This is a genomic window from Haladaptatus rarus (genome assembly GCF_054177585.1).
The window spans coordinates 147,346-174,204 of sequence record NZ_JBPEHG010000007.1 but is presented as its reverse complement, the minus strand read 5'-3'; the positions used below and the strand labels follow the sequence as shown (position 1 = coordinate 174,204).

At 61.6% G+C, this 26,859-nt stretch carries 29 protein-coding genes; 14 read left to right on the top strand and 15 right to left on the bottom strand.

What is annotated here, in order from left to right:
- Positions 1–160: 160 nt before the first annotated feature.
- Together ACR3FE_RS16550 and ACR3FE_RS16545 are read left to right on the top strand one after the other, a co-directional pair.
- Positions 161–811, top strand: a complete 651-nt coding sequence (locus ACR3FE_RS16550) for a hypothetical protein (RefSeq protein ID WP_458208442.1) — start codon at positions 161–163, stop codon at positions 809–811.
- Between the two features lie 148 nt (positions 812–959).
- Complete coding sequence (locus tag ACR3FE_RS16545; protein WP_458208440.1) at positions 960–2,243, top strand: adenosylhomocysteinase; 1,284 nt, start codon at positions 960–962, stop codon at positions 2,241–2,243.
- A gap of 24 nt (positions 2,244–2,267) precedes the next feature.
- On the opposite strand, the gene ACR3FE_RS16540 is transcribed toward ACR3FE_RS16545, so the two are convergent.
- Positions 2,268–3,101: a formate/nitrite transporter family protein gene (locus ACR3FE_RS16540; RefSeq protein ID WP_458208439.1), complete on the bottom strand. Its 834-nt coding sequence runs from the start codon at positions 3,099–3,101 to the stop codon at positions 2,268–2,270.
- A gap of 88 nt (positions 3,102–3,189) precedes the next feature.
- On the opposite strand from ACR3FE_RS16540, the gene hjc reads away from it, so the two are divergent.
- Complete coding sequence (hjc, locus tag ACR3FE_RS16535; protein ID WP_458208437.1) at positions 3,190–3,678, top strand: Holliday junction resolvase Hjc; 489 nt, start codon at positions 3,190–3,192, stop codon at positions 3,676–3,678.
- Between the two features lie 49 nt (positions 3,679–3,727).
- On the opposite strand, the gene ACR3FE_RS16530 is transcribed toward hjc, so the two are convergent.
- Both ACR3FE_RS16530 and ACR3FE_RS16525 read right to left on the bottom strand, forming a co-directional pair.
- Positions 3,728–4,408, bottom strand: a complete 681-nt coding sequence (locus tag ACR3FE_RS16530) for an SWIM zinc finger family protein (protein WP_458208435.1) — start codon at positions 4,406–4,408, stop codon at positions 3,728–3,730.
- Between the two features lie 312 nt (positions 4,409–4,720).
- Entirely contained in the window at positions 4,721–5,140 is a 420-nt protein-coding gene (locus ACR3FE_RS16525) for a DUF8054 domain-containing protein (RefSeq protein WP_458208433.1), read from the bottom strand.
- A gap of 356 nt (positions 5,141–5,496) precedes the next feature.
- Here ACR3FE_RS16525 and ACR3FE_RS16520 point away from each other — a divergent pair, with 356 nt between their 5' ends.
- Positions 5,497–5,724, top strand: coding sequence for a DUF7472 family protein (locus tag ACR3FE_RS16520; protein ID WP_458208431.1), 228 nt, complete (start codon positions 5,497–5,499; stop codon positions 5,722–5,724).
- Between the two features lie 40 nt (positions 5,725–5,764).
- Here the strand turns inward: ACR3FE_RS16520 and ACR3FE_RS16515 are convergent, their stop codons facing one another.
- Entirely contained in the window at positions 5,765–6,844 is a 1,080-nt protein-coding gene (locus ACR3FE_RS16515) for a DNA primase large subunit PriL (protein WP_458208430.1), read from the bottom strand.
- Positions 6,845–6,988: 144 nt separating this feature from the next.
- On the opposite strand from ACR3FE_RS16515, the gene ACR3FE_RS16510 reads away from it, so the two are divergent.
- Positions 6,989–7,576: a DUF7474 family protein gene (locus tag ACR3FE_RS16510; protein WP_458208428.1), complete on the top strand. Its 588-nt coding sequence runs from the start codon at positions 6,989–6,991 to the stop codon at positions 7,574–7,576.
- Between the two features lie 21 nt (positions 7,577–7,597).
- Here the strand turns inward: ACR3FE_RS16510 and ACR3FE_RS16505 are convergent, their stop codons facing one another.
- On the bottom strand, positions 7,598–8,341 hold the full coding sequence (locus ACR3FE_RS16505) for a DNA polymerase sliding clamp (RefSeq protein WP_458208427.1): 744 nt from the start codon (positions 8,339–8,341) through the stop codon (positions 7,598–7,600).
- A gap of 189 nt (positions 8,342–8,530) precedes the next feature.
- Here ACR3FE_RS16505 and ACR3FE_RS16500 point away from each other — a divergent pair, with 189 nt between their 5' ends.
- Together ACR3FE_RS16500 and ACR3FE_RS16495 are read left to right on the top strand one after the other, a co-directional pair.
- Entirely contained in the window at positions 8,531–8,680 is a 150-nt protein-coding gene (locus ACR3FE_RS16500) for a hypothetical protein (protein ID WP_458208425.1), read from the top strand.
- Between the two features lie 127 nt (positions 8,681–8,807).
- Positions 8,808–9,566, top strand: coding sequence for an RlmE family RNA methyltransferase (locus ACR3FE_RS16495; protein WP_458208424.1), 759 nt, complete (start codon positions 8,808–8,810; stop codon positions 9,564–9,566).
- On the opposite strand, the gene ACR3FE_RS16490 is transcribed toward ACR3FE_RS16495, so the two are convergent.
- The 4 genes from ACR3FE_RS16490 to ACR3FE_RS16475 all read right to left on the bottom strand — a co-directional run bounded on the left by ACR3FE_RS16490 (position 9,567) and on the right by ACR3FE_RS16475 (position 14,161).
- Entirely contained in the window at positions 9,567–10,553 is a 987-nt protein-coding gene (locus ACR3FE_RS16490) for a sialidase family protein (protein WP_458208422.1), read from the bottom strand.
- A gap of 180 nt (positions 10,554–10,733) precedes the next feature.
- Entirely contained in the window at positions 10,734–11,459 is a 726-nt protein-coding gene (locus tag ACR3FE_RS16485) for a queuosine precursor transporter (RefSeq protein WP_458208420.1), read from the bottom strand.
- Positions 11,452–11,625: a ribbon-helix-helix domain-containing protein gene (locus ACR3FE_RS16480; RefSeq protein WP_458208419.1), complete on the bottom strand. Its 174-nt coding sequence runs from the start codon at positions 11,623–11,625 to the stop codon at positions 11,452–11,454. Before ACR3FE_RS16480 ends, ACR3FE_RS16485 begins: the two co-directional genes overlap by 8 nt.
- A 46-nt stretch (positions 11,626–11,671) precedes the next feature.
- Positions 11,672–14,161 carry a twin-arginine translocase subunit TatC gene (locus ACR3FE_RS16475; RefSeq protein WP_458208418.1) on the bottom strand — a complete coding sequence of 830 codons (2,490 nt, stop codon included), beginning with the start codon at positions 14,159–14,161 and terminating at the stop codon, positions 11,672–11,674.
- 94 nt (positions 14,162–14,255) lie between these two features.
- Here ACR3FE_RS16475 and tatC point away from each other — a divergent pair, with 94 nt between their 5' ends.
- Entirely contained in the window at positions 14,256–15,110 is an 855-nt protein-coding gene (gene tatC, locus ACR3FE_RS16470; RefSeq protein ID WP_458208416.1) for a twin-arginine translocase subunit TatC, read from the top strand.
- A gap of 237 nt (positions 15,111–15,347) precedes the next feature.
- On the opposite strand, the gene larE is transcribed toward tatC, so the two are convergent.
- The gene (larE, locus tag ACR3FE_RS16465; RefSeq protein ID WP_458208414.1) at positions 15,348–16,223 is read right to left on the bottom strand and encodes an ATP-dependent sacrificial sulfur transferase LarE; all 876 of its coding nucleotides are present in this window, start codon (positions 16,221–16,223) and stop codon (positions 15,348–15,350) included.
- 112 nt (positions 16,224–16,335) lie between these two features.
- Between larE and ACR3FE_RS16460 the strand changes: the two genes are divergently transcribed.
- Positions 16,336–16,677: a hypothetical protein gene (locus ACR3FE_RS16460; protein ID WP_458208413.1), complete on the top strand. Its 342-nt coding sequence runs from the start codon at positions 16,336–16,338 to the stop codon at positions 16,675–16,677.
- A 105-nt stretch (positions 16,678–16,782) separates the two neighbouring features.
- Complete coding sequence (locus ACR3FE_RS16455; RefSeq protein ID WP_458208412.1) at positions 16,783–18,801, top strand: MutS-related protein; 2,019 nt, start codon at positions 16,783–16,785, stop codon at positions 18,799–18,801.
- Positions 18,802–18,912: 111 nt separating this feature from the next.
- Here ACR3FE_RS16455 and ACR3FE_RS16450 read toward each other — a convergent pair whose 3' ends face one another.
- The 3 genes from ACR3FE_RS16450 to ACR3FE_RS16440 form a co-directional block, all read right to left on the bottom strand.
- The gene (locus tag ACR3FE_RS16450) at positions 18,913–19,563 is read right to left on the bottom strand and encodes a DUF7978 family protein (RefSeq protein WP_458208411.1); all 651 of its coding nucleotides are present in this window, start codon (positions 19,561–19,563) and stop codon (positions 18,913–18,915) included.
- Positions 19,564–19,668: 105 nt separating this feature from the next.
- On the bottom strand, positions 19,669–21,408 hold the full coding sequence (locus ACR3FE_RS16445) for an excinuclease ABC subunit C (RefSeq protein ID WP_458208409.1): 1,740 nt from the start codon (positions 21,406–21,408) through the stop codon (positions 19,669–19,671).
- A gap of 9 nt (positions 21,409–21,417) precedes the next feature.
- A complete protein-coding gene (locus ACR3FE_RS16440) occupies positions 21,418–22,026 on the bottom strand; it encodes a hypothetical protein (RefSeq protein ID WP_458208408.1) in 609 nt (202 codons plus the stop codon).
- A gap of 88 nt (positions 22,027–22,114) precedes the next feature.
- Between ACR3FE_RS16440 and ACR3FE_RS16435 the strand changes: the two genes are divergently transcribed.
- From ACR3FE_RS16435 to ACR3FE_RS16425, 3 genes are read left to right on the top strand one after another with little or no spacing between them, the layout of a single operon-like run.
- Positions 22,115–22,387: a DUF7967 family protein gene (locus ACR3FE_RS16435; protein ID WP_458208407.1), complete on the top strand. Its 273-nt coding sequence runs from the start codon at positions 22,115–22,117 to the stop codon at positions 22,385–22,387.
- Between the two features lie 44 nt (positions 22,388–22,431).
- On the top strand, positions 22,432–23,346 hold the full coding sequence (locus tag ACR3FE_RS16430) for an ABC transporter ATP-binding protein (protein WP_458208406.1): 915 nt from the start codon (positions 22,432–22,434) through the stop codon (positions 23,344–23,346).
- Positions 23,343–24,221, top strand: coding sequence for an ABC transporter permease (locus ACR3FE_RS16425; RefSeq protein WP_458208404.1), 879 nt, complete (start codon positions 23,343–23,345; stop codon positions 24,219–24,221). The genes ACR3FE_RS16430 and ACR3FE_RS16425 overlap by 4 nt, the downstream gene beginning before the upstream one ends.
- A 42-nt stretch (positions 24,222–24,263) precedes the next feature.
- Here ACR3FE_RS16425 and ligA read toward each other — a convergent pair whose 3' ends face one another.
- Positions 24,264–26,321, bottom strand: a complete 2,058-nt coding sequence (ligA, locus tag ACR3FE_RS16420) for an NAD-dependent DNA ligase LigA (protein ID WP_458208403.1) — start codon at positions 26,319–26,321, stop codon at positions 24,264–24,266.
- Between the two features lie 176 nt (positions 26,322–26,497).
- Here ligA and ACR3FE_RS16415 point away from each other — a divergent pair, with 176 nt between their 5' ends.
- Complete coding sequence (locus ACR3FE_RS16415) at positions 26,498–26,656, top strand: hypothetical protein (RefSeq protein WP_458208402.1); 159 nt, start codon at positions 26,498–26,500, stop codon at positions 26,654–26,656.
- A gap of 4 nt (positions 26,657–26,660) precedes the next feature.
- Here ACR3FE_RS16415 and ACR3FE_RS16410 read toward each other — a convergent pair whose 3' ends face one another.
- The gene (locus ACR3FE_RS16410) at positions 26,661–26,810 is read right to left on the bottom strand and encodes a hypothetical protein (RefSeq protein WP_458208401.1); all 150 of its coding nucleotides are present in this window, start codon (positions 26,808–26,810) and stop codon (positions 26,661–26,663) included.
- Positions 26,811–26,859 lie beyond the last annotated feature (49 nt).

The window sequence follows — 26,859 nt, the reverse complement described above, 5'->3', positions numbered from 1 at the left end:
CCGCGTTATTGGTCTTGTAGCAAAGACATCAAGAAATAGAAATTGAATGATTATATCGAGTTTTAAACTCTCTCGTCCTATCTGAACTGTTCGTGTACGGATATAACGGTTGCGAACGAGAATCGGGGTTTATGGGGTCATCCCCGGTGGAAGAAACTGCATGAACCCGAAAAGATTCGCTCCGATAGTCGCGGTGGCACTCATCCTCTCCGTCGCCGCGCCCGCGTTCGCAAGTACTGGCGAAGAAGGAATGACGGTCGGTGTCTCCCAGACCGACGGTGTCGTCGTGACGGTGACGTCGAACGGAACCGCAGTCGAGAACGCCTCGGTCAGCGTCGAGGCCCTGAACAACTCCACCTACGCAGGTGCAGGTAGCTATACTACCGATGCGAACGGGACGGTTTCCCTCCCGACGCCCGCGAACAACACCACGGTCGCGATCACGGCGACGAAAGGCAACGTGAGCGATACGACCACCGTGGAACTGGTCGCAGCTGAAGAGGAAGAAGAAACCGGTGACGATGCGTTCGGCCAGCGTGTTTCGGCCTTCGTCCACAAGCTCCTCTCGGGTGAGGACGTGAAGAACCCGGGCCGAGTCATCTCGGACTGGGTGACCATGAACAACCCCGGTGCTGACAAGAAACCCGACCACGCAGGCCCGCACGACGACGAGAAGAAGGGCAACGAGAAAGGCGACGACCACCCCAGTAACCACGGAAACGACAAGAACGACGAGGACGACGAAGAAGACTCCAAGAAAGGGAACGAAAAGAAGAACGGCAAGAACAAGGGTAACGGAAACGACCACTGAAACAGACCACGACCGAATAGCGATCACAGAGACCCACCGTTTGCCTGCACACCCGGTGACCGCCAGCCAACCACAACCCTGACCGTTTTCGACACGAGGGCTGACCGCCTTCGGTAGCGTTTTGGGTGCGGTCACCCATCTCCGACGTATGGCAGACTATCCATCGATCAGCGAGCAGCTAGACGACGTCGAATCTGCTCGCGTCGAAGGGCATCGGAAGATGGACTGGGCGCGCCAACACATGCCGATCATGACGACGATCCAGGCTGAGTTCGAGGGCGAAAAACCCCTCGAAGGCCAGCGAATCGGCATGGCGATGCACGTCGAAGCGAAGACCGCGGTGTTGGTCGAGACGCTCGCAGAGGGCGGTGCAGAGGTGGCCGTCACTGGCTGTAACCCACTTTCTACTCACGACGACGTGAGCGCCGCACTGGACGAACACCCGAACATCACGAGCTACGCGAAGCGCGGCGTGGACGACGACGAATACTACCTGGCCATCGAGGCGGTCATCGACCTCGAACCCACCGTCACGGTCGACGACGGGATGGACATGGTCGCCGCGATCCACGAAGACCACCCCGAACTCATCGACAGCATCGTCGGTGGCTGTGAGGAGACGACCACTGGCGTCCACCGTCTCCGCGCGATGGACGCGGACGGCGCGCTCGACTACCCCGTCTTCGCCGTCAACGACACCCCCATGAAGCGCCTGTTCGACAACGTCCACGGTACGGGCGAGTCCTCGCTCGCCACTATCGCCATGACGACCAATCTCTCGTGGGCTGGCAAGACCGTCGTCGTCGCTGGCTACGGCTACTGTGGCAAAGGTGTCGCCAAGAAGGCCGCAGGACAGAACGCGAAGGTCGTCGTCACCGAAGTCGAACCGCGCCGCGCGCTCGAAGCCCACATGGAAGGCTACGAGGTCAAGCCGATGGCCGAAGCCGCGAAAGAGGGCGACGTGTTCATCACGACGACCGGAAACCGCGACGTCATCACCGAGGAGCACTTCGACGTGATGAAAGACGGCGTTCTGCTCGCCAACGCGGGTCACTTCGACATCGAGATCGACCTGACCCAGCTCTCCGACCTCGCCGTGGCCGAGCGAGAGGCCCGCGACGGTGTCCGGGAGTACGAGATGGAGGATGGTCGCCGCCTCAACGTGCTCGCCGAGGGCCGACTGGTCAACCTCGCCGCACCACTCGCACTGGGCCATCCCGTCGAAGTGATGGACCAGAGCTTCGGCGTGCAGGCTGCCTGTGTCCGTGAGCTGGTCGAAAACAGCGCAGAGTACGACGCTGGCGTCCACGACGTGCCGGACGAGCTGGACCGCGAGATCGCGGAGATCAAACTGGAAGCAGACGGCGTGGAGTTCGACTCGCTCACGGACGAGCAAGCGGAGTACATGGGTAGCTGGCAGCACGGAACCTAAACCGCAACTGCTACTATTTCTGTTCTACTCGCTTCCGCGCACGACGTGTCCGTATTTCAACAGTGCAACGAAGGTCGAGCCACCGATAGCGTTGCCGACCGTCGCGAGGACGAGGAATCGTGCGTAGTCGAGCAGCGTTATCGACGGTGAGAGAAACATCCCTGCGAGCACCTCCACGTTGCCTGCGATGGAGTGGGGGAGGTGGGCGAGTCCGATGGCCGTCGCGATGAGCCAGACGAAAAAGACGCGGGCGAGGGTCTCACGGGCCGCCGTAACGAGCCACGAGAGCAGTCCCATCAGCCATCCCGCGAGGACACCACCGACGAGCAAGAGCGGTGCGCTGTGGTCGAGGAGATTCTTCGCGATATCGACGAACGCCCCCGATTCGGCGATTCCGTAGGCTGGTGCTAAAACGACCGCGACTGCTGCAAAGATGCTCCCGCCGACGACGTTGCCGAGGTAAACGAGGCCCCACAGCCGACTCAGCTGTTTGATCGAGGCCTGTCCGTCGAGGACGGGTAAGACGGCCAGCGTCGTGTGTTCCGTGAACAGTTCGGAGCGCCCGAGAATCACGAAGATGAACCCGATAGCGTAGGCGTTGGCCACGACGATTTCGGTGAGCGGTTCTCCCCAGGCAGTTGCGGCCAGGGTCGTCAGCACCGCCATGAAGAGCGGACCGAAGCCGATGTCCAATCCTGCGGATAGCCCCGACAGGAGGAGTCCGTCCGTCGGTCGTTCGAGTTCGTTCAGTCCCGACTCGATCTCCTGGGCGAGGATGGTCTGACCGGATTTCTGCTCGTCCGGCACGGGTTGGTCGCCTCGCTCGCCGTCGCTGCCGAGACTCTGTTGTTCGGCCACTGTCGAAGCTTTCGAATCGTGGACGCAAAAACGAGATGGCCGTGCCGCTTCGACCCCTATATAAGTCGGGAGGCAGTAGTACGCACGAATGGCGAACACGAAGGGCGATCGTCGGGAGCGCGAACTCGTCAACAGACTGGACGAGGCAGGATTCGCCGTCATGCGCGCACCCGCAAGCGGCGGTGCGACCCAGCGCGAACTACCGGACGTGCTGGCGGGGAACGGGAACGTCTTCTACGCTATCGAGGCGAAATCGAGTTCCGGCGACCCCATCTATCTCTCCGGTGAAGAGGTCGAAGCACTGGTGTACTTCTCGCAGAACTTCGGCGCGAAACCGAAGATCGGCGTGCGATTCGACCGTGAGGACTGGTATTTCTTCCATCCGGCGGACGTACACCAGACCGACGGCGGCAATTACCGAGTCAAGAAGGAGACCGCGCTGGAAGAGGGTGATTCGATGGACGACCTCTGGATCGACGGCACAGAGGACGAATCAGAGCACGATATTCGAGATATCCTCAACGCGGTCGCAGAGAACATCCTCTCGGTCGAGGAAGCGGAAGCGATACTGAAGTAGTCACTCGGGATACGGACGCTTATTGCGGCGACCGAAAAATTACCGTCGTTCAGTTCCCTTCCGGGAAATCTGTCAGCTCTGACTGGTCACCCGGACGCCGGGGGCGTTCGAGCCGCGAGCGCGGGAACGAGTAGCGTCGGAGGTGGTGTGGCTGCACCTGCTCCGGGCGCAGTCCCGACGGAATCGGGTAGACAACCTCGACGACCGGATCGTTCGCCGGGTAGCCCTCGTTCCCCGGATATTCGGCCACGGTGGTGTCCTTACCGGGTACCTCGACGTCGTCTGCGCGGAACCCCGGCATCTGAACGACGAGGAGCAGGTCGCCCGTCACACGGTCGACGACGGCCTCACCGGACCGGAGCTGGCAGTGGTCGCAGAAGTGTACCGCGTCGGCCTTCCGTTCGTCCACGAAGATGACCGACTCGCAGCGGGCACACTCGACAGCTTCCTTTCCCGGCGGGGGTGTTCGCCCCTCGTTGATCTCGATGGCGACGCGGCGGATGTGCTTACACCGCACGCCCCGCATCATGTGGTCGGGGCAGGTACACCGCCCGCCGAGCAGATCGACGAAGTACGTGTTGTCGCTCTGGCTTTTGACTTCGTAGAGACCGCCACCGAGCGGCGTGACGGCCATTCGCTCCGCTCTGGCGCGCTGTGAGCGAGGGTCGGCCTCGCCAGTATCGGCCAGCGGAGCAAGCGATACTCTCCTGGAAGCGGCTGTGTTCGTCATGGGTGCTTCCTCCTACGCGAAACGTGAACGACGAAAATCAGCGCGTTGCGGCACCTCAGCGGTCGTTTCTACGCGATTAATGGTATGTGCTCTATCAACCTAAGCGTTTCACCTGTTTTCGAAAGCTGGTGGGTTTTCGCACTGGAATTCAGCGGTATCGGCTCGTTAAATTCGACGACGAGCGTTCGATGTCTGACTTCCCCGACTTGTGGGTGTTCTTGCTGACTCCGGTTTCCTATTGGATGATCTTATCTAGACTAGATGAACCGCTGTTCACGACCTGGTTCAGAGAAACTTCGATCACGCCCCGTTTCAGACTTCGACTTCGAGAACGGGGCTGTCGCACGCCTCGCAGTTGAGCGTGACGACCTCAGCGGTTCGACAGCACGACTTCACCGTCTCCTCCGCTACTGCAAGATCTCCGTCACAACTCGGGCACCGTTCCAAGAATAACCGCACCCAGTGGAGGAGTTGTCCCCGGACTCCGAGGTTTTTCGTCTCCCATCGAGGGACTCGCTCGCGGAGCAACGGGCTCGCAGCCACGTCGGCGACCAGTGCCGCCTCCGAGGGCCATATCGCAACCGGCGTGTCGTCCCGAAGCACCGTGACGAGATGGTCGTCGATTCGAACGTCGACGGCCTCGGGATCGATGTCCTCTGTCGTGCTGAGCATCCGGGCAAGATGGGTGTCGTACTCCTCCTCACGGGTGGTAGTGATGCGTTCTCGCGACACTCTACTTGCCCAAGAAGGCGGCGATGAAACACCTGAAGAAGCACCCATACGATAAGAAAAGGAAGTGCAAACCGCACGAGAAAGAGAAGGGCAAGAAGAAGAAGCGAAAGAAAAAGAAGAAAAAACACTAGAACGCGGTTTTCTCGTTCACGTTTCTACTTTTATCGGCAGATGATCGAGCTCGATTCGTAACGATCGGAGTGCTCTCGACGCATCACGAACGTTCGAACTGGTTATTCCCCGTTTCCCGTAGATTCCGACAGAGCAGCTGTTTCAGCAACAAACGGGCAATCACGGGTGGGGCGAACCAGAAACGACGACTCACGTGGTGCCAACTGCGAAACGGAGAACTTTTGATGGAACCGCGGGAAATCCCGGACATGAATCTCGAGGGCGAGACGCTCCGCGACATCGTCGTCTCCGTCGTGTCGGTCGGACTGTTCATCGTAGCCACCATCATCGTCGGTATCCAGTTCGACAACGGTGGCCTCACTGAACAGGGGGCGCTCGCGCTCGTCGGCGTCATCGTCGGCTTCGTCGTGCTCATGACCGGCGTCGGATTCTGGTTGGCGAATCAACACTAACCGATTTGGACAGTTCGGTCGATTGTGTCGAACGATCCGGTCACGCCAATCTGCTATCCTCTCGCTCGCGCCAGTCCGTCACGGTTCCGTGCTCGTCCAGCGCCTTCTCGTAGTACGCGAGTGGATGCTGTATCGACTCACATCGCTCATCTGGGTCGCAGTCGCCGTAGGCTTCGAGCGTCGCACAACTCGGTGGTGCGTACTGGGTGCTTCGTTCGTCGCGCAGTCGCTCGACCCGGTAGCGAAGGCGGTCTGCCCGCGAGGGGATACGGACTTCACAGAGCGCCAGGATCTCATCCGCGTCGAGACCGATGCTGGTGAGAAACGAGGCCAGAGCGAATTCGGAGTAGACGGAAAGCGTCTCTCCTTCGCGCGCTTTCGAGAGCAGATTCTTCATGCACGGCGGGAAGAGATCGGGCGCGAGCGTGTCGATGTCGTGGGAGAAGTCGGCGTCCGTGAACGACGATTCCAGTTCGGACACCTCCTCTGCGAGTGCGTCGCCGATCTCCTCCGGCACGGAGAGGGGGAGGTCGTCGGCCACGCGCGTCTCCACTGCCGTCCTGAGTAGTCCGTGTAGCTCCGATTCCGAGACGACGACCTCACCATCGGAAAGTTGGCGCGTGGCGAGTCGCCAGTTGTCGCCAGCGCCCTCGACGAGTGTGAGATAGGTTTCGACCGCTACGCCGAAATCGTCGCCACGGGAGACGACCGACCGAGAGAGATCGAAGTCAGCGAGTAGTGTGTCGAGTGTGAGCGACATTCCCCGCGTACTCTTCAGACCGTCGTCGGGCGATTCGAAGTCGGTGGTAAATCGCTCGTAGGCCGTCGTCGCCTCGGAACTGGCGTACTTCTCGACCGCCCCCGGCGCGTCCAAGAGCGACACCAGCATCCGTGCGATGGGATACGAGAGCACCTCCGCAGTCGTTCCCCACCGTCGTCCATCCTCCGGAGGTTGAACCGTCCCGTCCAGCAATGCTCGCCGCACGCGCTCCACGCCACGCTCGACTCCCGGGTGGCGGTCGCCCTCACTAGCGACGACTTCGATGAGGTCGATGTTCGCGTCCCGAACCGCCTCGCGAGCCGACGCGAGGAACGGGTACCGGGCGTGAAGCGAGTTCATCATTCGCCTTTCCCACCGATACCCGATAAACGCGACGGTCGCCGGGTAATGATAGATTGCCCGATTAGGGATGAAAGAAACGCGGCGTTTCCACGCTGTTTCGAAATCCAATCATCTATTACCACGGCGTGTGAACGGGGTTCCGTGCCACGCTTCGCGTATCCGTGTCCCGACTGCCGAACCACGACGAACCTCCACGGCCCGGACTGCCGGTTCGATGGAGAGCCGTGGACGGACATCGAGAAAGCGTACACGGACATCGTCGCAGTGCTCTCGACGGACTCCTACACCGAGGAGGAACTCCGCGACCTGGTTCACGGTCGCTGGGACGCGCTCCGTGCCGCGGCACTCGACCGCCTCCAGCACGAGCGGCGAGTGGTCGAAAGCGACGGTGCACTCAGATTGCTCACTGCGGACGAGTTCCGGGAGACGGTCTCGGAACCGACCTTCGAGCCGATGCAGACGATCTACGAGAAAGGAAGCGTGCCGGGCTGTCACGACAACGCCGTCTTCGCCATGATCGCGTGGTACGAGATGGTCGGCCTGTCGTGGCCCGAGACACGAGAAAACGTCGTCGAATGGCTTCACGATAGCGGAACGTGGGTCAGAGGTGGGTTCGAGGAATCGACGCCCGAGGAACTGGTCGAAAACAAGCGCCATGTCTACGAGGCTGGCTACGGCTGGAAAGAGAAAGCCGAGGCCGCGAAAGCAGTCGTCGACCGGAATCTGTAATCTGCGAGAAGAAGAGAGACGTTAGTCGCTCTGGATACGCGGCGCGAGCATGTACGTGACTTGTCCCATACCTTCTGCGATCTCGAAGTGAAGCTTCAACGGGAACTCCTCGCCGAGGTCGATGGTCACTTCACCGTTCTTCGGGAGCGCCTTGTTCATATCCTTGAGATAATCGAGACTGAACAGGGAGTGGGCGGGACCTGCCGTGAGATCGATGAGGTCGTCGGTGTCGAGTTTCAGATCGACGTTATCGGTGTCGCCTTCGGCTTCGACGTAGAACAGTTCGTCGTCTTCGTCGACGCCGAGTGCGATGTGGTCGGAGACCATGTCTGCCGCCTTGACCGCGCGGTTGATGTCGGAGCCTTCGACGACGATGGTAGCGGGAAGGTCGAGATCTGGGATGTCCGGCTCTTGTCGGATGGAGTCCGGGTCGATGAGTGCGAGGGTGTATTCGAGACCATCGATCTTGATGTGGAGCTTGCGGGTCTCCTCGTCGAGTTCCATCTCGACGAGCTGACCGGAACTTGCCATTCCGGCGATGCTTTCGAGACGGTCGAGGTTGACCCCGATGACGCCCCCGTCTGCCTCGTAGGATTCGAACGCTTCTGCGTCGAGTTGGAGATCGACCATACCGACGTTCGCAGGGTCGACAGCCTTGATAGCGAGGCCATCCTCGTCGAGGTGGATCTTACATTCATCCACCAGAACGCCCACGGAATCAATCGTCGTCCGGAGCGTTTCTGCGCTCACGATAGCCTTGAACATGTTGAGGATGGCTACGAAACCGTGGCATAAAAAGACACCCGTTCGCGCGCGCGCCATGTGCGTGTCTATAACATGCTTACCGGCTGTTCAGTGTGAAAACGGCTGTGCTCATCCGCTGCCTGATTATTACAACTGATAATAAACAGATTTTTGATAAACGTTTTAGGGGTGAAGGTATTCTGGACGAATATGTCGCAGGAGTGGCGGCCAGAAGGATACACGCTCGACGATGACGACCCTCGGTGGGGGATATGCAATTATTGCAACAAGAAAGTCTTCGTCAGCGGGAAGAATAAATCGGATCTCGTCCGGCATCAGGACGAGTGTGACCATCGCTGACGGGCGATTCTCCGTCGACAATCCCTCGATACCATCCAGTGGCGACGCTATCGGTCGTCTTCGGTAGCGAGCGAGGCTCGTCGCCGAGTCGAAGCCCGTAAACGGGTCTGTGTAGTACGTTCGAGCAATGACTGGAAAAGACCACTACTACAACAAATCCAAACAGGAGGGGTATCGCTCTCGGGCGGCGTACAAACTCAAGCAACTAGACGAAACCGCCCACATCCTCCACGAGGGCGAGACGGTCATCGACCTCGGAGCGGCACCCGGTGGCTGGCTACAGGTCGCCGCCGAGACGGTCGGCGACTCCGGCACCGTCATCGGTGTCGACCTCCAGCGGATCGATGACATCGACGGTGTCGAGACCATCCGGGGCGACATGACCGAAGACGAGACCCGCGAGAAGGTTCGCGAGGTCGCAGGCTCTGCCGACGTGGTGCTCTCGGACATGGCACCCAACATGACCGGTGAGTACAGCTTAGATCACGCACGTTCCGTCTACCTCGCTCGACAGGCGTTCGAGACGGCACTCGACGTGCTCGACTCCGGCGGTGACCTCGTCGTGAAGGTGTTCCAGGGGCCGGATCTGGACGACCTGCGCGAGGACATCGACCACGAGTTCGAGTACGTCAGAACGATGAGTCCCGACGCCTCGCGCGACGAATCCTCCGAAGTCTATCTCGTCGCCCGGAAGCGTCTCACCGCCCCCGTCAGGGCTGGTGACACCCTCGAAGTGACCATCGAGGGCGTGGGAAGCGAAGGCGACGGCGTGGCGAAGGTCGAAGAGTACACGCTGTTCGTGCCGAACACCGAAGAAGGCGAGACGGTCGAGATACGCGTCGAAGAAGTGAAACCGCGGTTCGGGTTCGCTCAGCGCGTCGAGTAGCTACTCTCGGCGTTCGATGATGGTGCCACTCCCGCCGACCGCCACGTCGGGTCCACTTTCTCCGACGACGGCGTCCCTCAGCGTGTTACTGACCGGTGTCGAGTCTTGTTCCCATCCGTCTTCGGTCAGCTCGAAGATGGTCCCGCTGCCACCTCCAACCAATCCATTCTCGCTCGTCCGGTCGATACCGTAGAGAGCGTTCCCGCCAGCGTAGTTCTTCGTCCAGACCGCACCGTTGTACCGGAAGATAGAGCCGTCACCGCCGGTGACGTTGATGTCGTCCTCGGTGAGTGCGGCGACCCCGTACAGGCCGACGCTGCCGCCGTCGATGCCGACCGTGTTCCACGAGCTTCCGCCGTCTTTCGTCTCGTACACCTTCGCGTTCGTATCGACGATGTACGCCGTCGTATCGTCCACGAGGTCGATGGCCTTCATACTCGAACCGCCGCCCGGCTTCACCACGTCACCCCACGTGATCGCGCCGCTGTCGTTCTGGCCCGTGAGCACTTCGCCGGAGCCGTTGATGAGGTAGATGTTCTCGTTACCGGCACCGCCACCGACTGCGATTCCTTCCCACGTACTCGTCTTGCCCTTCGGCGGGGAGTAGTCCGTGAGCTGTTCTTCGTCCACGTCGTACAGCCCGACGACGCCGCTCCCGCCGACGAACCAAACGTGCTTGCCGTCGTCGGTCACTCCCGCACCGCGAAGCGGGTTCGACTGTACCGTCGGTCCCTTTTCGAGGACGAGTTCCCAGCCGTCTGCGCGCCGAGCGAGCACGTCCCCACCGGCCGCGACCGCGTACGGCTCTTCTTTCGTCATGACGACTTCGTAGATCGTCTTCCCTGTTGGCGATTCCACTTCGGTCCAACCATTCGTCGAAGCCGTGGTCATGGCTCCCGACGATGTACCAGCAAATGCCGCACCCGTCGCGGCGACGCCGGTTGTTTTCAGAAACGTCCGTCGTGACTGCCGTGGTGTGCGCGGCATGGTTACGGGAATGTAATGGGGCACTATAAAATAAGTTAGACATAAATAAAGATTAAACATAGATAGATAAATTTATTCAACAATAAGTAGAAATTTTCTTATTATCTTAACCGAAAATCGTTTACACTGTCAGGGAACTGCATACTGTGAATTCGGCTCCTCAGAGGAATTAGTCCGCAGTCAGTCCGCAGTACTCGGAGATGCTGAAACGTGGTCCTGCGACCGCAGGTAGCCAACCACGGCGTAGACGAGTGGTGTGTCGAGAACCGCGATGAGCAGTTTCAGGAGATACTGGCCGACGATGAGCGAGAGGATGATGTCTGTGGGAAGTTTCGGCCCGATTCCGGCGTACTGCGGCATGACGAAGAACGCCACGCCGACGAAGATGACCGTATCGATAGCCTGACTGCTCGCCGTCGAACCGATGTTTCGCGCCCAGAGATGTGTGCCGTCGGTGAGTTCGCGTATCTTGTGGAACACGATGACGTCCCAATTCTGGCTCACGAGATAGGCGAGCAGGCTTCCGACGACGATGTTCGTACTCGCCCCGAGGACGGTGCGGAACTTCGTCGGGTCGACGCTGGACTGGGCAGCGGGCGCTGCGATGGTCGACCATACCAGCGCCAGCATGACGAAGTTCATGACGAACGCGACGTTCACGAGTCGCTGGGCGGCCCGCTTGCCGAACAACTCGGCGTAGCAGTCCGACGCGAAGAAGGTGAGCGCGTAGGCCAGCGCCGCCCCCGGAAGGAAGAGGGCGTTCCCGGTGACCGGGAGGGAGAACGGGATGGTGAACGCCAACACCTTCGCCGCGGTGAGCTGGGCCGTCACGAGCGCCGTGACGAACAGCGCAGCGATAGCGAGTTGGCCCGTCTCTAGTATCGAACGTGGCGTCTCGCTAGTCATCCTCGAGTCTCCCGTGTCGTTCGTCGATCTCGTCCAGCACGTCCAACATCTTCCGAATGGACGCCCGCACTGCCTCGCTTCGGTTGACGAACTTTCCGTCGTCGCCGACGTGCTCGTCTAAGTCCGCGAGTAGCTCGTCGGGTATCTCGACGCTTATCTTGCTCATACCGCAATATTATCTGAAGAATATTATAAGTCGTTCGGGGCGAACGTCAGGGCCGTCGCGCTCGGTGGGATCGCACCGCGTACCCCACCAGACCAGCGACGAACGAGAGTCCTGCGACCGCTCCTGCAACCATGGTTATAGCGGTCGTGCGGGGGCGACCGAGCAGCTGGTCCACCAGCAGCGTCTCCGGTCGAATCGAGGTCGGAAGCGCGGGCAAGAGGGCCTGATTCAGCCACACGTCGCCACCGAACAGAAGGGCGGCGTAGGCCACGAGGAACCCGACGATAGCGAATCCGAACAACTGTGCGCCTTTCACTCGGATGAGCCGACTGGAGCCGAGCATCGCCAGTCCGAGCCCGTAGGCGAACGAGACGGGGATGGCGACGAGGAACATCGTGTAGAGGCTGTCCGGCGTCACCAGTCCCGCGATGGCGAAGGTGCCCACGACGAAGACGCGCCAGCGGTTACGCATCGTCTCGTAGGAGAGGATACCGCCCGCGTGGAACAGGAGCATCGAGAGCGGGATGTCCGCCAGCAGGCCGACACCAGCCGTGGTGAGGAAGACGAGCCAGAAGAAGCTCTTCACCCGGTAGTAGATGACCATGTTCGCCTGATTCGCGTCGGTGACCAGCCACGAGATGATACGCGGCGCGACGAGACCGTAGCCGATGGCACTGCCGACCAGGAGACCGCCGACGAGCACGCCACCCCACAGGAAGAAGACGTTGCGGTTCCCCCTGACGAGTTTGCGCTCTTTCATCGCGGGCCATCCGTAGTACAGCACCATCGGGAGCACCGAGACCGCGGCGAGCAGGGTACTGACCTTCACCTCGAAGATGAGCGCCTCGACGGGATGGAGCGTGACGATGTTGAGGAAGTCGCCTTTTCCGACGATCTCCTGTGGAACACGCCGCGTGAAGTCCTCGTTGATGACCTTCATGCCGCCCTGGTAGAGCGCCACGAACACACTGGCGAGCACGAGCATGAAGACGCCGACGATGCGGAACATCTTCGACGTGAGACTCTGGAAGATGAACGCGATGTCGTAGTAGTAGCCGCCGATGTCATCCTCGGTGGTCTCGTCTTCCGTGAAGGCGTTCGCCATCCCTGCGGCTGTGCTTTGGAAGACGTTTCCATCGTCGTCTTCGTCGCCCGGCCGTGGCTGTTTCGCCACGTCCTCCGCGAGTGGCGCGCCGCCAGCTTCACGGATCTCCGGTTGCTCGTCTTCTTCCTCTTCTTCCTCGTGGACTTCGTCCCAGCGGTCGAAGATGGCCTGTGCCTTCTCCGGCTGGTCTGCGGCCATCGCGTTGCGTGCGTGGTCGAGTGACTCTCCTTCGCTCATCTCCTCGAACAACTCGGGCGGGGCCGCACGAACGCCTGCGGCGTTGAGCTCATCGATGTCGATCGCGGCGGGAGCGCCCGAGCGTTTCATCGTCGTGCCCGATTCGAGCGAGGCGAAAACGAAGTAGAGGATAGCGACGACGAGTGCGAGGAGGCCGACACCGGCTACCGTGACGAGGATCGCTGTATCGCGCGGCAGTCCGACCACCTGCTCGATAGCTGGCACGCCACCGGGTCGATACCCTGCCGGGAGCATCGGGAGGAGCCGTTCTTCGACGTAGGTGCCGCCCCCACGCGAGATGAACAGATAGGCCCCACCAGCCGCGAGAAGCGTGATTCCGAGGATATGGTTCCAACTCTGCCGAACCGTCCTGCCGAGGCTCACCTCGTCACTTCCGCGGCGGATGGTGACGACGAGTTTCGTCAGGTAGAGGCTGAACCCGTACAGGACGAGCAGTGGCGCTGCCCACATGATCTGCGTGAACGGGTCTGGGGGCGAGAAGAACGCACCGAAGGTGAAGATGCCGACGACCGCGTACCGCCACTTGTCACGGAACGTCTCGTAGGGGACGATTCCCGTGTAGCCGAGGCCGCTCATGATAAGTGGCATCTCCGCGGCGAGACCGAACGAGAGCGTGAGGACGAGCACGAACTCCGTCCACTCCACGATACCGTACTTCGGACTGAACCCCGCGCTGGTCGCGTTCGTGGCGAGGAACTTGAACATCAGCGGGAAGAAAAGCGAGTAGCCATACCAAAGCCCGCCGATGAAGAGCGCGACTGCGAGACTGCCGAGTGGAACGACCTTCCAGTATGAGATAGAGAGATCGGGGTACCATTCGCGTTGCCGGAACGAGTCACGAGCGTAGTAGAGTAAGACGGGGATGGAGATGATGACGCCAGCCACCATCGCTATCTTCGCCTGCAACAGGATGACGTCGAACGGCGTCACCGCGACGATGTCGACCTGATTCATCACGTCTTTCGGCATTCCGGCGGTCGTGACCTCTTTCAGGAACGGCCAGACGACCTGGGCCATGGCGTAGAACGTCCCGAGAAAGCCGATGACGAATACGATGAAGACTTTCTGGAGATGTGTCTGTGCAGTCGAAAGCACTGATCCGAGGGCCTCACGGCCGCTGGCGACTGTTTTTGCGGTATCCTCGTCGATAACGCTGCTCCCCGAGGTAGACATTCCTTGCGAATGGTAACCCCGTCCCAGTTATCAATCTTCTCGTCTCGCAAGATGAAGAAAGCCTATAATAACCGCGACACCTAGCACCGGGTGAATGGGCGAAGAATCGGAGGCGACGGCAGGAAACAATCTTTCGAAGGCACCGGCCACAGAGGAGGCTCCGGAGCCGCGAGAAGAGGAGCTGTACACACCTGAAGATCCGGAACCCGCGGTCGAGCGACCGACCCAACCGGTGAGCGACGAGGAGATGCCGCTGGCGGATCACATCGAGGAGATGATAAAGCGACTCGCGGTCGTCCTCATCATCGCGGGCGTCGTGAGTGTCGTCGTTCTCCCGTTCGCGGACACCGTCATCAACTTCCTCTGGAACTCGATTCTTCCGGTCAAAGAGGGGACGCGCCCGCGGCTCTACCACCCGCTCGCGCTCGTCATGACGGAGCTCAAGGTTGCCAGTCTCGCCGGGGTCATCGTCGCCCTCCCCGTGATGGTGTACGAGACGTATCTGTTCATGCGCCCGGGGCTGTACCCGCACGAACGTCGCTACTATCTCGCCGCAGTGCCGACCAGCCTCGTCCTCGCCCTTATCGGCGTCAGCTTCGCCTACTTCCTCATCCTGCCCGCCATCTTCTCGTATTTCCTCTCGTACACGATGAACGCGGATATCGTCGTCGCGTTCGGTCTGACGAAGACGTTCAACCTCATCCTGATGATGATGGGCGTGCTGGCGGTCGTCTTCCAGATTCCGCTGCTCATCATGCTCGCTATCATGATGGGGCTGACGACGCGCCAGTGGATGGCGAACCGTCGCCTCTACTTCTGGGGTGGCTTCCTCGGCTTCGCGTTCCTGTTCAGCCCCGACCCGACCGGGATGGCACCGTTCCTCGTGGCGCTCACCATGGTCGGCCTGTTCGAAGGAACGCTGTTGTTGCTCAAGTGGACGGGCAGGTAAGCGTCTCCCCCGTCGTTCGTTCTCGTGCCTCTATTCGAACCCGTCGGACAACGGTCGCTTGTGATTCACGTAATCGGGTTATAACTAAGGAAGTAGCTTACCAAATAGCGAGTAGCGTTCGCGCCTGCCCTTAGCTCGCGTGCCAGCAGCTACAGACCGCAGTTCGCGTGCCAGCAAACTGCCACCCTTTGGGTGCGAACGCCTACCCGATTTCTACTGCCGAGTCAGGAACCGAGCTTACGCGCTGTCGGTCGGATACTCCATCGAGAACACGTCTTCGACCAGTGGTTCGTCAGTCGCCGACTCGGTCTCTGGACTCACGCTTCCCGTCTGATAGCCGTGCAGGTCGAGCGTGACGTGGTCGAAGCCGAGGTTGGTGAAGTGCTCGCGGGCGGCGCGGACGAACTCCTCGTCCAGTGCGCGAGCGAGTTCGTCTTCAGCGATCTCGATACGAGCCAATCCGTCGTGGTCGCGGACGCGGAACTGGGAGAATCCCCACTGTCGTACCAGTGCCTCGGCGCGTTCGATGCGCGACAATCGTTCTTCGGTCACTTCGAGGCCGGTCGGGATGCGCGAGGAGAGACACGCCATCGAGGGTTTGTCGGCTACAGAGAGACCGTAGTCCGCCGCGATCTCACGAACCTCGTCTTTCGAGATGTCGTGTTGCAAGAGGGGTGAGTAGGCGTCGAGTTCGTCAACCGCGCGCAGGCCGGGGCGGTGGCCTGCGTTCACGTCGTCGGCGTTCGTCCCGTCGCAGACGATCTCGATACCGAGTCGCTCCGCGGTCTCGAACATCGTCCCGAGGCGCATCGTCCGGCAGTGATAGCAGCGATCCTCGTCGTTGGCGATGAACGCCGGGTCGTCCAGTTCGCTGAACTCGGCGATCTCGTGTCTGATACCGATCTCGTCGGCGACGCGCGTGGCATCTTCGAGTTCGGCGTCGGGAAGCGTCTCACTCTTCGCGGTACAGGCAACCGCGTCGTCACCAAGTGCATCGTGGGCGACGGCGGCGACGACGCTCGAATCGACGCCGCCGCTGAACGCGACGAGAACGCCGTCACGGTCGGCGAGGTCTGCCTTCATGGCGGCCAGTTTCTCCTCGATGGTCGGCATACCTGTACCCTCTCGTCTGGATGGGCAAAAGCCCCTCGTGACGAAAACGCGTCGAATGCTACCATCCGGCCATCATTTTGAACTGCATCTACGGCGATATACTCTCCCGACGATGCCTGACTACTCAGTCCACCAACCCGAGTATTCGGGGACGACTACCGACGGGTGGAGTTCGCCACAGGAGAACGACTTCGACACCGACGACCTCTCGACCATCGCCGACCATTTCTTCCTCTCGTCGTCGGGGTTCCCACCGGACGATTTCACCGACCTGAAACTCCCGGTCGTGAACCCCGACGGGGAGCTGAACCTGAACGCACTCGAAACCGCACACGGTGGCGCACACAGCGTCGAGGCGGTCGATGGCATCGACGACGACACCAAAGAACAGGTGAAAGAGACGATCGAGGAACTCGCGAACGACGAGTTCGACCACGAGATAGACGGGAATTGACTCGGTCACGTCGTCGCGGTCGATCCGATCACCACGTGATTGCGGTAACTTCGGCCACGCCACGTCGGGAACGTTTTTTATGTGTGACGCAATACCTCGGAGCGAATGGACTTCGAGGCGATACCGGGTGTCGGTGCGAAGACTGCCGACGCGCTCTCCAAACTGGACGACTCCGAGCGCGCGCTGAAGACCGGTGATGTCGCCACGCTCGCACGAGCGCCCGGCATCACGGATGGCCGTGCCGCGGCCATCGCGCGTGCGGCGATACGGATCCGACACGACGACCCAGGCGATTTTCTGGCGACCGACAGAGCGCGTGAACTGTACCGCGACGTTCTCTCCCTGTTGCAAGCACGAACGGTCACGACCTACGCCGAAAAGCGTCTCGAAACGCTCTACCCCAGTACGGCGGCGTCCCGCATCGAAGAGGTACGCGAGTTCTCGATGCGGGCGATGGAACGCGAACCCACGTCCGAACTACAGGACGCACTCGCCGGGGTCGAACCGTTTTCGACCCCTCGCGATGTGACCGTTCGCGACCGCTGTCTGGCGACGATCGACGCCGAGCGATACGCGAAAGCTCGGGAAGCGGTGCCCGAACTCCAGGTCGAAGTGGTCGAAGACACCCGCGAACTCGCCGAACTCGCACGCGGCTACTCCACCGTCGTCGCGTTGGACGAGGCGTTTACGGGCGTGACGGTCGATGGCGACGTTCGCGTCGAACCCGATGCACTCGACCGCCCGGCGGAACTCGTCCCCGAGCGCCCGCTGGCCTTCTTTGCGACGAACCGCGACACCCTGCTGGCCGCCGCGGAGGTTCACCGCGTCGCCGGACTGGACGCCCCACTCGACATCGAGGAACTGGAGTCGGCACTGTCTCGGGTCACTCCCGACGGCGGCGTCGCGGGCGACGACGAACTCGACCGACTGACGAACGCGATCTCGGATCTGGACGCCGCCGTCTCGATGGCCGAGGGGGTCGCCAACGACCGGATGCGTGATGCCATCCGGGAGCGCGACGTGACCATCGAAGGGGCCGACCTGCTCTCGCTGGTCGAGCGTGGCGCTGGCGTCGATTCCCTCCTCTCGCGCGAACTGGCGGACGAGTACGACGCCGCCGTGGAAGCCGCCCGCGACCACCTCGTCGAGACGCTGGCACTGGACGCGGGCGAGACGGAGATCGCGCGGCAGGCGTTCCCGGACGACCCGACGTTCCCGGTCGGACACGACGAGAGCGCGATCGCCCGCCTCCGTGAGGATCTAGAGGCCGAGAAATCTCGACGCGCAGAGCGTCGCAAGCGCGAACTCGCGCGGACGCTCGCGGACGAGCGCGAGGCCGCGGAGGAACTCGTCCACGCCGCCCTCGAACTGGACGTGGAACTCGCCATCGCTCGCTTCGCCCGCGATTTCGACTGCGTGATGCCCGAGTTCGATGGCAAGGATGGGAGCGAGAGCGGTGCCGGTGGCAAAAACGGTGACTGCGGCGGCTTCGACATCCGCGGCGGACGCTCGCCACTCCTCGACGTCCCCTTCTCGGGGGTCGAACCGGTCGACTACGGTGTTTCGGGCGTTGCGCTCCTGTCGGGCGTCAACAGCGGCGGGAAGACCTCGACGCTCGACCTCGTGGCGCTCGTCGTCATCCTCGCGCAGATGGGGCTGCCAGTCCCCGCCGAATCGGTACGCTTGCGGCGATTCGAGGAACTCCACTACCACGGGAAGACGCAGGGCACCCTCGACGCGGGGGCGTTCGAGAGCACGCTCCGGGAGTTCGCGGCCCTCGCCGATGGGCAGACGGGCCGACTCGTGCTGGTGGACGAACTCGAAAGCATCACCGAACCCGGCGCGAGCGCGAAGATCATCGCCGGAATCTTGGAGGAACTGAGCGAACGCGACGTGACCGGCGTGTTCGTCTCTCACCTCGCCGACGAGATCCGGGACGTGGCGGACTACGACGTGGCCGTGGACGGCATCGAAGCGACGGGGCTGGAAGACGGCGAGTTGGTCGTCGAGCGGTCGCCGGTGAAAGACCATCTGGCGCGTTCGACCCCGGAACTCATCGTGGAGAAGTTGGCAGACGGTGGTGAGAGTGGATTCTACGAGCGGTTGCTGGAGAAGTTCGATTAGGGTTGTTCGGGTGAGTTTGGAGTTTCCGGAGTGTTGTACTGAAATATACTGGTTTGTACTAATTTGTACTATCCGCGCTTCGAACGTCACGAGAAACCGACGCTACGCCCTTCACCACTTGCTCGGTTCGCTCTCGGCCTCTCTATCGAGAGTCTCCGTCTCGCTCTCTGCGCGGTGTTCCGCCAGAATACCACCGACTGCACCGAAGACGAGGGGGTAGACGAGACCGAGGAATATCGCCGGTATTCCTGCGGGTGAGGCAGTAATCGGGCCGTTCACCGCATCCGCCGTAACGATGAACGCGACGACGACGAACAACGGGACATACCCGACTGCGACGCTCGCACCGGCATTTCGCGGGCCGTTCGCGCCGGAGACCGTTCCGGTCTTCACGACGAGGTAGCCTGCGCCGACCAGAAGCAGTGGCGGGAGAAGATAGAGGACGAGAAGTGACCCGCCGACTTCCGTCAGGAGATTTTGGTTCGTGAGTCTCCCGAGACCGTTCATCGCGTCGGCCGTCGGAAGGCTCGTCGGGACGAAGTGCGCGTTGTAGAACAGCCATCCGGAGACTACCCATTGCGGTGGTGTCGATCCGAAAATCTGTCCGAGGGGCGTCGCGTCGAGATATTCGCCCGGAACTTCGAGCGCCATGACCGTCCCGACGCGGCCAGCCGTGGCCCCGAGGGTCACGAGATACCCGACCACGTATGCGACGATTCCGGCCGGGGCAGCGCGTCGAAGGGGGAGGTGTGTGAACGACATTGTTACAATACTAACCTGTTCCCACATATCTATTTCGCCGAGAACGACCGAACGACGTGCAGAAACCGACAAAAGTGCAAAAAACGCCGTTTTCGACGGAGACACTTACAATCGCTGTCGCAGGGCCGCGACCGTCTTCTCACCGACGCCCTCGATCTCTCGAAGTTCTGAATCCGAGGCCGCACGAATCCCGTCGAGGCTTCCGAACCGCCTGAGGAGCGACCGCCGGGTCTTCGGCCCGACACCGGACACGTCGTCCAGTTCGGTGGAGATCTCGTCGCGGAGCGTCTGGTGATACTGCACCGCGAATCGGTGGGCTTCGTCGCGCACGCGCTGGAGGACGTGGAGGTGCGGAGCGTCGTGCGGCCAGTCGTAGGTTCCGGTCGGCGTGACGACCATCTCCTCGGCTTTGGCGAGTCCGACGGCGGGGATGTCCCAGCCGACCTCGGCCAGTGCTTCGCGCGCCGCGTCGAGCTGTCCTTTTCCGCCGTCGATGAGGAGCAGGTCGGGGTCTGGGCGGTCGTCGCGCCCCTCGACTGCACGTTTCGCGCGCCACCGGAGCAGGGTACGCATGTTCGCGTAGTCGTCGTTTCGCTCGTCCAATTTCTTCCGGCGGTAATCCGACTTCTCCGGCGACCCGCCGACGAAGACGACGTTACTGCCGACGACCGACGACCCCTGTGCGTGGCTCACGTCGAACCCTTCTATCCGTTCGACCGAGGAGAGCGAGAGGGCATCGGCCAGCGCCCGGAGTTCGTCGGGGGCGGTCGCGCTGTTCCGGGCGTTCTTCAGCGCGAGATCGACGAGCGTGGCTTCTCTGCCCGCGCCGGGGACGCGCACCGCGACACCCTCCACGTCCAGCCAATCGAGCACGTCCGCGTCGTCGGGACGCTCCGAGAGCAAGAGTGCGTCGGGCATCTCGCGCTCGGCGTAGAACTGGGGGATGAAGGCCCCGAGCACTGCCGCCACGCTGTCGCCTTCGCCGTCCGGCACCGAGAGCGTGTGACGGTCGCGGTCGACGAGTTGCCCGCGTTCGCTGTGCAGGCGAGCGACGGTCGCCCGGTCACCTTCGACGGCACCCCCGAGCACGTCCACGGTTCGCTCGTCGGTCTGGGAGGCGATGGCGTCGGCATCCCCACCGTGGAACGATTCGACGGCTTCGAGGCGGTCGCGGAGGTTGGCCGCGCGCTCGAACTCACGCTCCTGTGACGCCTCGTCCATCTCCCGGCGGAGCGGTGCGGCCAGAATATCCGTCTCACCACCCAGGAATCGCTCGACGCTCTCTACGTCGGCGAGGTACGCCTCGCGCCCGATCTCGTTCGTGCAGGGCGCGGTACAGAGGCCGATGTCGTAGTCGAGACAGGGGCGGTCGCGGTTCGCGTATTTGTAATCCGAACAGCCGCGAACGCCGTAGGTCTCCCGGAGCGCCTTCACGACCGTCTCGACGCGCGATTTCTTGGTGAACGGTCCGAAGACTGTCGCCCCTTCTCGATCCGGGTCACGGGTGATCTCGATCTGTGGGAACTCGTGGCCCGTCAACTGGACGAGTGGATACGATTTGTCGTCTTTCAGGCGAACGTTGTATCGCGGCTGGTAGCGTTTGATGAGGTTCGCTTCCAGCAAGAGCGCCTGCGTCTCCGTGTCGGTGACGGCGAAATCGAGCGCGTCGGCTCGGTCGACCATCCGTCCGATACGGTTGCTTCGCGGGTCTGCGTACGAGCGCACGCGCGAGCGAAGGTCTACCGCTTTCCCGACGTAGCGAACGGTGTCCCCTTCGAGAAACTGATAGACTCCGGGTTCGTGCGGTAGCTCCGTCGCACGTTCTCTGACGGTCGCCGCGTCCATCGACTGCGCCTAGTCAGCGCTCGGCTTTGAACTTGTCCCTAGTGTCTCTCGAATCCGGCGGGCGGCGTCTTCGGCCTCCTTGCCATCGACCGGTACGCAGATGGGGTCGCGGCCAGCGCGCTCGATGACCAATTCTTCCGAGCGACTGGAAAGGTAGAGACTGCCGAGGACGAGCGCGGTGAACACCAGCACGCCACCGACCAGCAAGAGCACGTCGGTGAGGATGGAGAACATATCGATCATGAACGTGACCAGTTGTTTCACGCCGCCGACGACCTGTCCGTCGGGTGTGTTCGTCCCGCCGAGTTGCGTGAGGATTCCGCTACTGGTTATCAGATACCCTCCGCCGAGGAGGATGGTGCCGTAGACGAGGCTCCGGACGCTCCACGAGAGATAGTTCTGTTGCCCTGCCGGTTCGACGCGCGCGTCGAGGACGTTCGGCCTGTCTTCGTGGTCGAAGCGCCGACCCCCTCCCTCGGGCATGAACGCGAGCACGCGGTGGCTCGTCACCGCGATCCGTGCGCCCGTGAGTTCGATCTCTTCTTCTATCTCCTCGCCCGCGAACAGCATGTCCAGCAGACGATCATCCGATGCCTGGGACAGCGGGGACTGTTGCATCGTTTATCGGGTCGATGACTGAGATAAATAAGGTTGCGGCTGACTGTCTCTCGCCAGATACAAATCCGCGACTCACGAACGACCGTCCATGGACGACGTGGGCGATACGGATGACGTGCGCGTCTGGTTGGTCGAACGAACCTACTCCGACCGCGACCTGTTGACGCTGGTGTATTCGACACCCGATGGCGCGCGGTATCTCCAGAAAGAGCGTGCAGGGCGACTCGGTGGCGAGACGACCGCCGCCATCGAAGTCGAGCCTGACAGACTCTCGACAGTCGAAGACGAGACGACACGAGAGCGATACTCGGCGGAAGCCGCGCGAATGGCAAAGAAACACGAACCTGACGATACCGTGTAGCGCGGAACAGTACAGTTTTATGTCCGTTTCCGTAACCGGGAACTATGACCGCCATTCGACTCGACGGCGTGACCAAGCGGTACGACAGCGTCATCGCCGTCAACGACCTCTCGCTCGAAGTGAGAGAGGGAGAGGTGTTCGGCTTTCTCGGGCCGAACGGCGCGGGAAAATCGACGACCATCAATCTCGTCCTCGATTTCATTCGTCCGACGAGCGGCACGGTCTCCGTGCTCGGCCACGACGCGCAGGAAGAGAGCGTCGCCGTCCGCGACCGAACCGGCGTCCTCCCGGAGGGCTTTTCGGTGTACGAACGATTGACGGGCAGACAGCACGTCGAGTTCGCCATCGAATCGAAGGAGACAACAGACGACCCCGATGCCCTCCTCGAACGGGTCGGCATCCTCGACGCCGCCGACAGAAAGGCGGGCGAGTATTCGAAGGGGATGGCTCAGCGCCTCGCGCTCGCCATGGCGCTCGTCGGTGAGCCCGACCTGCTCATCCTGGACGAACCCTCGACCGGACTCGATCCGAAGGGAGCGCGCGAGATGCGCGAGATCGTCCGGGAAGAACGCGACCGCGGTGCGACCGTGTTCTTCTCCAGCCACATCCTCGGGCAGGTCGAAGCCGTCTGCGACCGCGTCGGCATCCTCCGGGAGGGTGAACTCGTCGCCGAAGACTCCATCGAAGGCCTGCGCGACGCTGCAGGCGGCGATACCACGCTCCGTATCGAGACGACGTCGCTGCCGTCCAGCGCGCTCCAACAGGTGCGCGAGATCGACGGCGTTTCGGGCGTCAACCGGGACGGCGACACGCTGTTCGTCACCTGCGATTCGAGTGTCAAGACGACCGTCATCGCCACGCTGGAGAACGCGGGCGCTGACATCGACGACTTCGAAGCCGAGGAGGCGTCGCTGGAAGACCTCTTCATGGCCTACACCGAACCGGAGGTCACAGCATGACGTGGCAAGCAGTCGCACGAAAGGATTTCCGCGACTCGCTTCGCTCGCGGTGGCTGTGGGTGTTGTCTGCGATCTTCGTCGGCCTGTTCGTCGGAAGCGCGTACTTCCTCGGATCGAGCCTCGGTGGGTCGAAACAGCCGGTCAATTCCGATGCGTTCATCGGCCTGCTTGGGAACAGGGTCGTCGCGCTCCTCGTTCCGCTCATCGCTATCGTGGTGGCCTACAGTGCTATCATCGGTGAGCGCGAATCCGGGACCATGAAGCTCCTCCTCTCGCTTCCGCACTCTCGACAGGACGTTATCGTCGGCAAGGCCGTCGGTCGGAGCGGCGTCGTCGCGGTGCCGATCCTGCTCGGATTGGTGGTCGCCGCGATGCTGCTCGTCGCTTACGGTATCAACATCAAGATCGTGAGCTATCTGCTGTTCACGATCCTGACCATCGCACTCGGCGTGACCTTCGTCAGTCTCGCGGTCGGGGTTTCTGCGGCCGCGTCGACGAACCGCCGTGCGATGGTCGCGTCCGTCGGACTGTACGTTCTGTTTACGATCCTCTGGAAGAGCGTCCGCCGGATTTTGCTCGTCGTGAACGACGAACTCTCACTGGGCTGGGAGACGGTCGATCTGGTTAAATACGGGCTGTTCATCAAGTACTTCAATCCCGTCCGAGCCTACGAGACATTGGTTCAGGCGCTGTACGCTAAATCGACGTTACAGGCACGACTGTACGGTGCAGGCATGTACGCCCAGATCCTCGAGAAACAGATCGGGACAGCACCGTTCTACCTCTCCGATGCAGTCGTCGTCTCCCAGTTCCTCCTCTGGCTGCTCATCCCCGTCGCAGTCGGCTATGTGGCGTTCGAGAAGGCCGACCTCTAGGCTCCTAATCCCTGATCTTTCCCTCCTCTACACTTCCGACCGCTACGCCTCGATCCCTTCTTCGTCCAGCAGGTTCCAGAACTCCTCTTCTTCGATCACCGGCACACCTCGTTCCTCGGCATCTTCGCGCTTCGTCTGCCCCGGATTCTCACCGACGACGAGGTAATCCGTGTTGCCCGAGACGCTCCCCGTCGCGTTCGCGCCGTGGCTCTCGACGAGATCGGCGATGTCGGAACGTGGCTGTGAGAGCGAGCCGGTGAACACGAAGGTGAATCCGGCGAGTTCGTCGCCGCCTTCCATCTCCACCTGCTCGGGGTCGACGTGGGTCAGCAGTTCCTCGATGACCTCGCGGTTCTGTTCGGAGTCGAAGAACTCCCGAATCTGCCCGGCGACGGTCGGCCCGATGTCCGGAACCGATTCGAGTTCGTCACGGCTCGCGTCCATCACCGCCTCGAACGTCCCGAACTGGCGGGCCAACTCGCGGGCCGTCTCGGTGCCGACTCGGGGAATCCCGATCGCCGAGATGAAGTCGTCGAGCGCGGGCTGTCTCGACGCTTCGATCTCGCTGAGGAGATTCTCGGCGCTCTTCTCGCCCCATCCGTCCAGTTCGAGCAGATCGTCCGTATCGAGTTCGTAGAGGTCGGGCAGCGATTCGACGACACCGGCATCGATGAGCTGCTCGACGCGCTCTTCACCCAATCCCTCGATGTCCAGTCCGTCGTCGCTGGCGTAGTACGAGACGGCGCGGCGCAGTTGCGCGTCACAGGCCAGGCCGCCCGTGCAGAACGCGATCGGCCCGTCGCGTTCGACCGGACTGTCACAGACCGGGCAGTGGTCGGGGAACTCGTAGTGGCCTTCGGCGTGCTTTTCCACCACTTCGTCGACGTAGGGGATCACGTCGCCTGCGCGTTCGACGCGCACCTCGTCACCGATGTTGACGTTCTTCTCGGCGATCTCCTCTGGATTGTGGAGGCTAGCGCGCGAGACGGTGACACCGCCGACGTCGACCGGTTCGAGCAGGGCGACCGGCGTGAGCCGACCGGTGCGACCCACTTGAACGATCACGTCCGTGATTTTCGTCTCCTCCGAGCGCGCCGGGAACTTGTAGGCGTAGGCCCACCGGTAGGAGCGCGCGGTCGTTCCGAGTTCCTCGCATTTCGTCCAATCGTCGACCTTGATGACGACGCCGTCGATCTCGTAGTCCAGTTCCGCACGTTCGGCCATCAACTGGTCGCGGTAGTCGATGGCGTCCTCGATGTCGGTGACGAGTTCGGTTCGGTCGGTCACCTTCAGGCCGTACTTCGGGAGTGTCTCGTACTCCGACCAGTGGGACTCGAACTCCTCGCTGGCGTCCAGCACGTCGTAGAAGAAACAATCGAGGGGGCGCTCGGCAGTTACGGAGGGGTCGAGTTGCCGGAGCGACCCGGCAGCAGCGTTTCGCGGGTTGGCGAAGGGGTCGTCGCCCTGCTCGACGCGCTCGCGGTTGAACTCGTCGAAGGCGTCCCGTGGCATGTGTACCTCCCCGCGTACCGCGAGGAAGTCGGGGTAGTCGCCCCGGAGGTGGTGTGGGATGCTGGCGATGGTGCGGACGTTCTCGGTCACGTCCTCACCCGTTTCGCCGTCTCCTCGCGTGGCGGCCCGGACGTACTCGCCATCTTCGTAGACGACTTCGAGCGAGAGTCCATCGAACTTCGGATCACAGACGTACTTCACGTCGCCGACTTCGCGGCGGACTCGGTCGTCGAAGGCACGCACATCGGCGGCGTCGCCGCTGGAATCGAGCGAGAGCATGGGGACGACGTGTTCGACCGTTCCGAGTTCGTCCAGCGGTTCGCCACCGACTCGGCGGGTCGGACTGTCTTCCGTCTGGATGTCGAAGGCCGACTCGAGATCTTGCAGGCGCGTAAAGAGGGCGTCGTAGGTTCGGTCGGCGATGATGGGGTCGTTCTCGACGTAGTAGCGATAGTCGTGGTGGCGGATCGCCTCCCGAAGTAGTTCGGCCTGTTCGCGCGCTTCGTCTTCGCTCAGTTCTTCGACCGGCGCGAAATCGGTCCGTGGGTCTTCGACGTACGGGTTCTCGTCTGCGCTCACCTCAGCCATCGTTCGGGGATTGTTCGTCATCCGGTAAAAACTTCAACGACTCCGTGTCGTCTCGCCGTCTCCGTGGAAAAACGCGTCACGAGGGACGAACGTGACCGAATCGAGACTCGAAACGTCACGTTACCATCGTCGGCAGCAACGGAAGGATTTTCAATGCGCCGTTACTCGCCCGACGTATGAGCGACGACTTCTCGTTCGCGTATTCGCTCGCCACGCTCGACTGGGCGCGCGAGGAACACGACGTGGTCGGTGACCAGCGACAGATAGACGGTGAGCGACTGCGCGCACGTTTGGTATCGCGGTCGCTCAGGCGAATATGGTATCTGTTTCGGTAGCGACCTACAGCAGTTCGGCGACGTTCTCTATCGTATTCCGACAGAACGGACAGCGGTAGTTCGTCGAGAACCCGTTCGAGCGAGCCACTGTTTTCGTCTCCAGTTCACGAAACGAGATGTTCCGACGGCAGTCGGGACAGGCTACTTTCGGCACGCGATATGCTATGCTATCGCAGTCACTAAAATCATATGAATCACGCCGT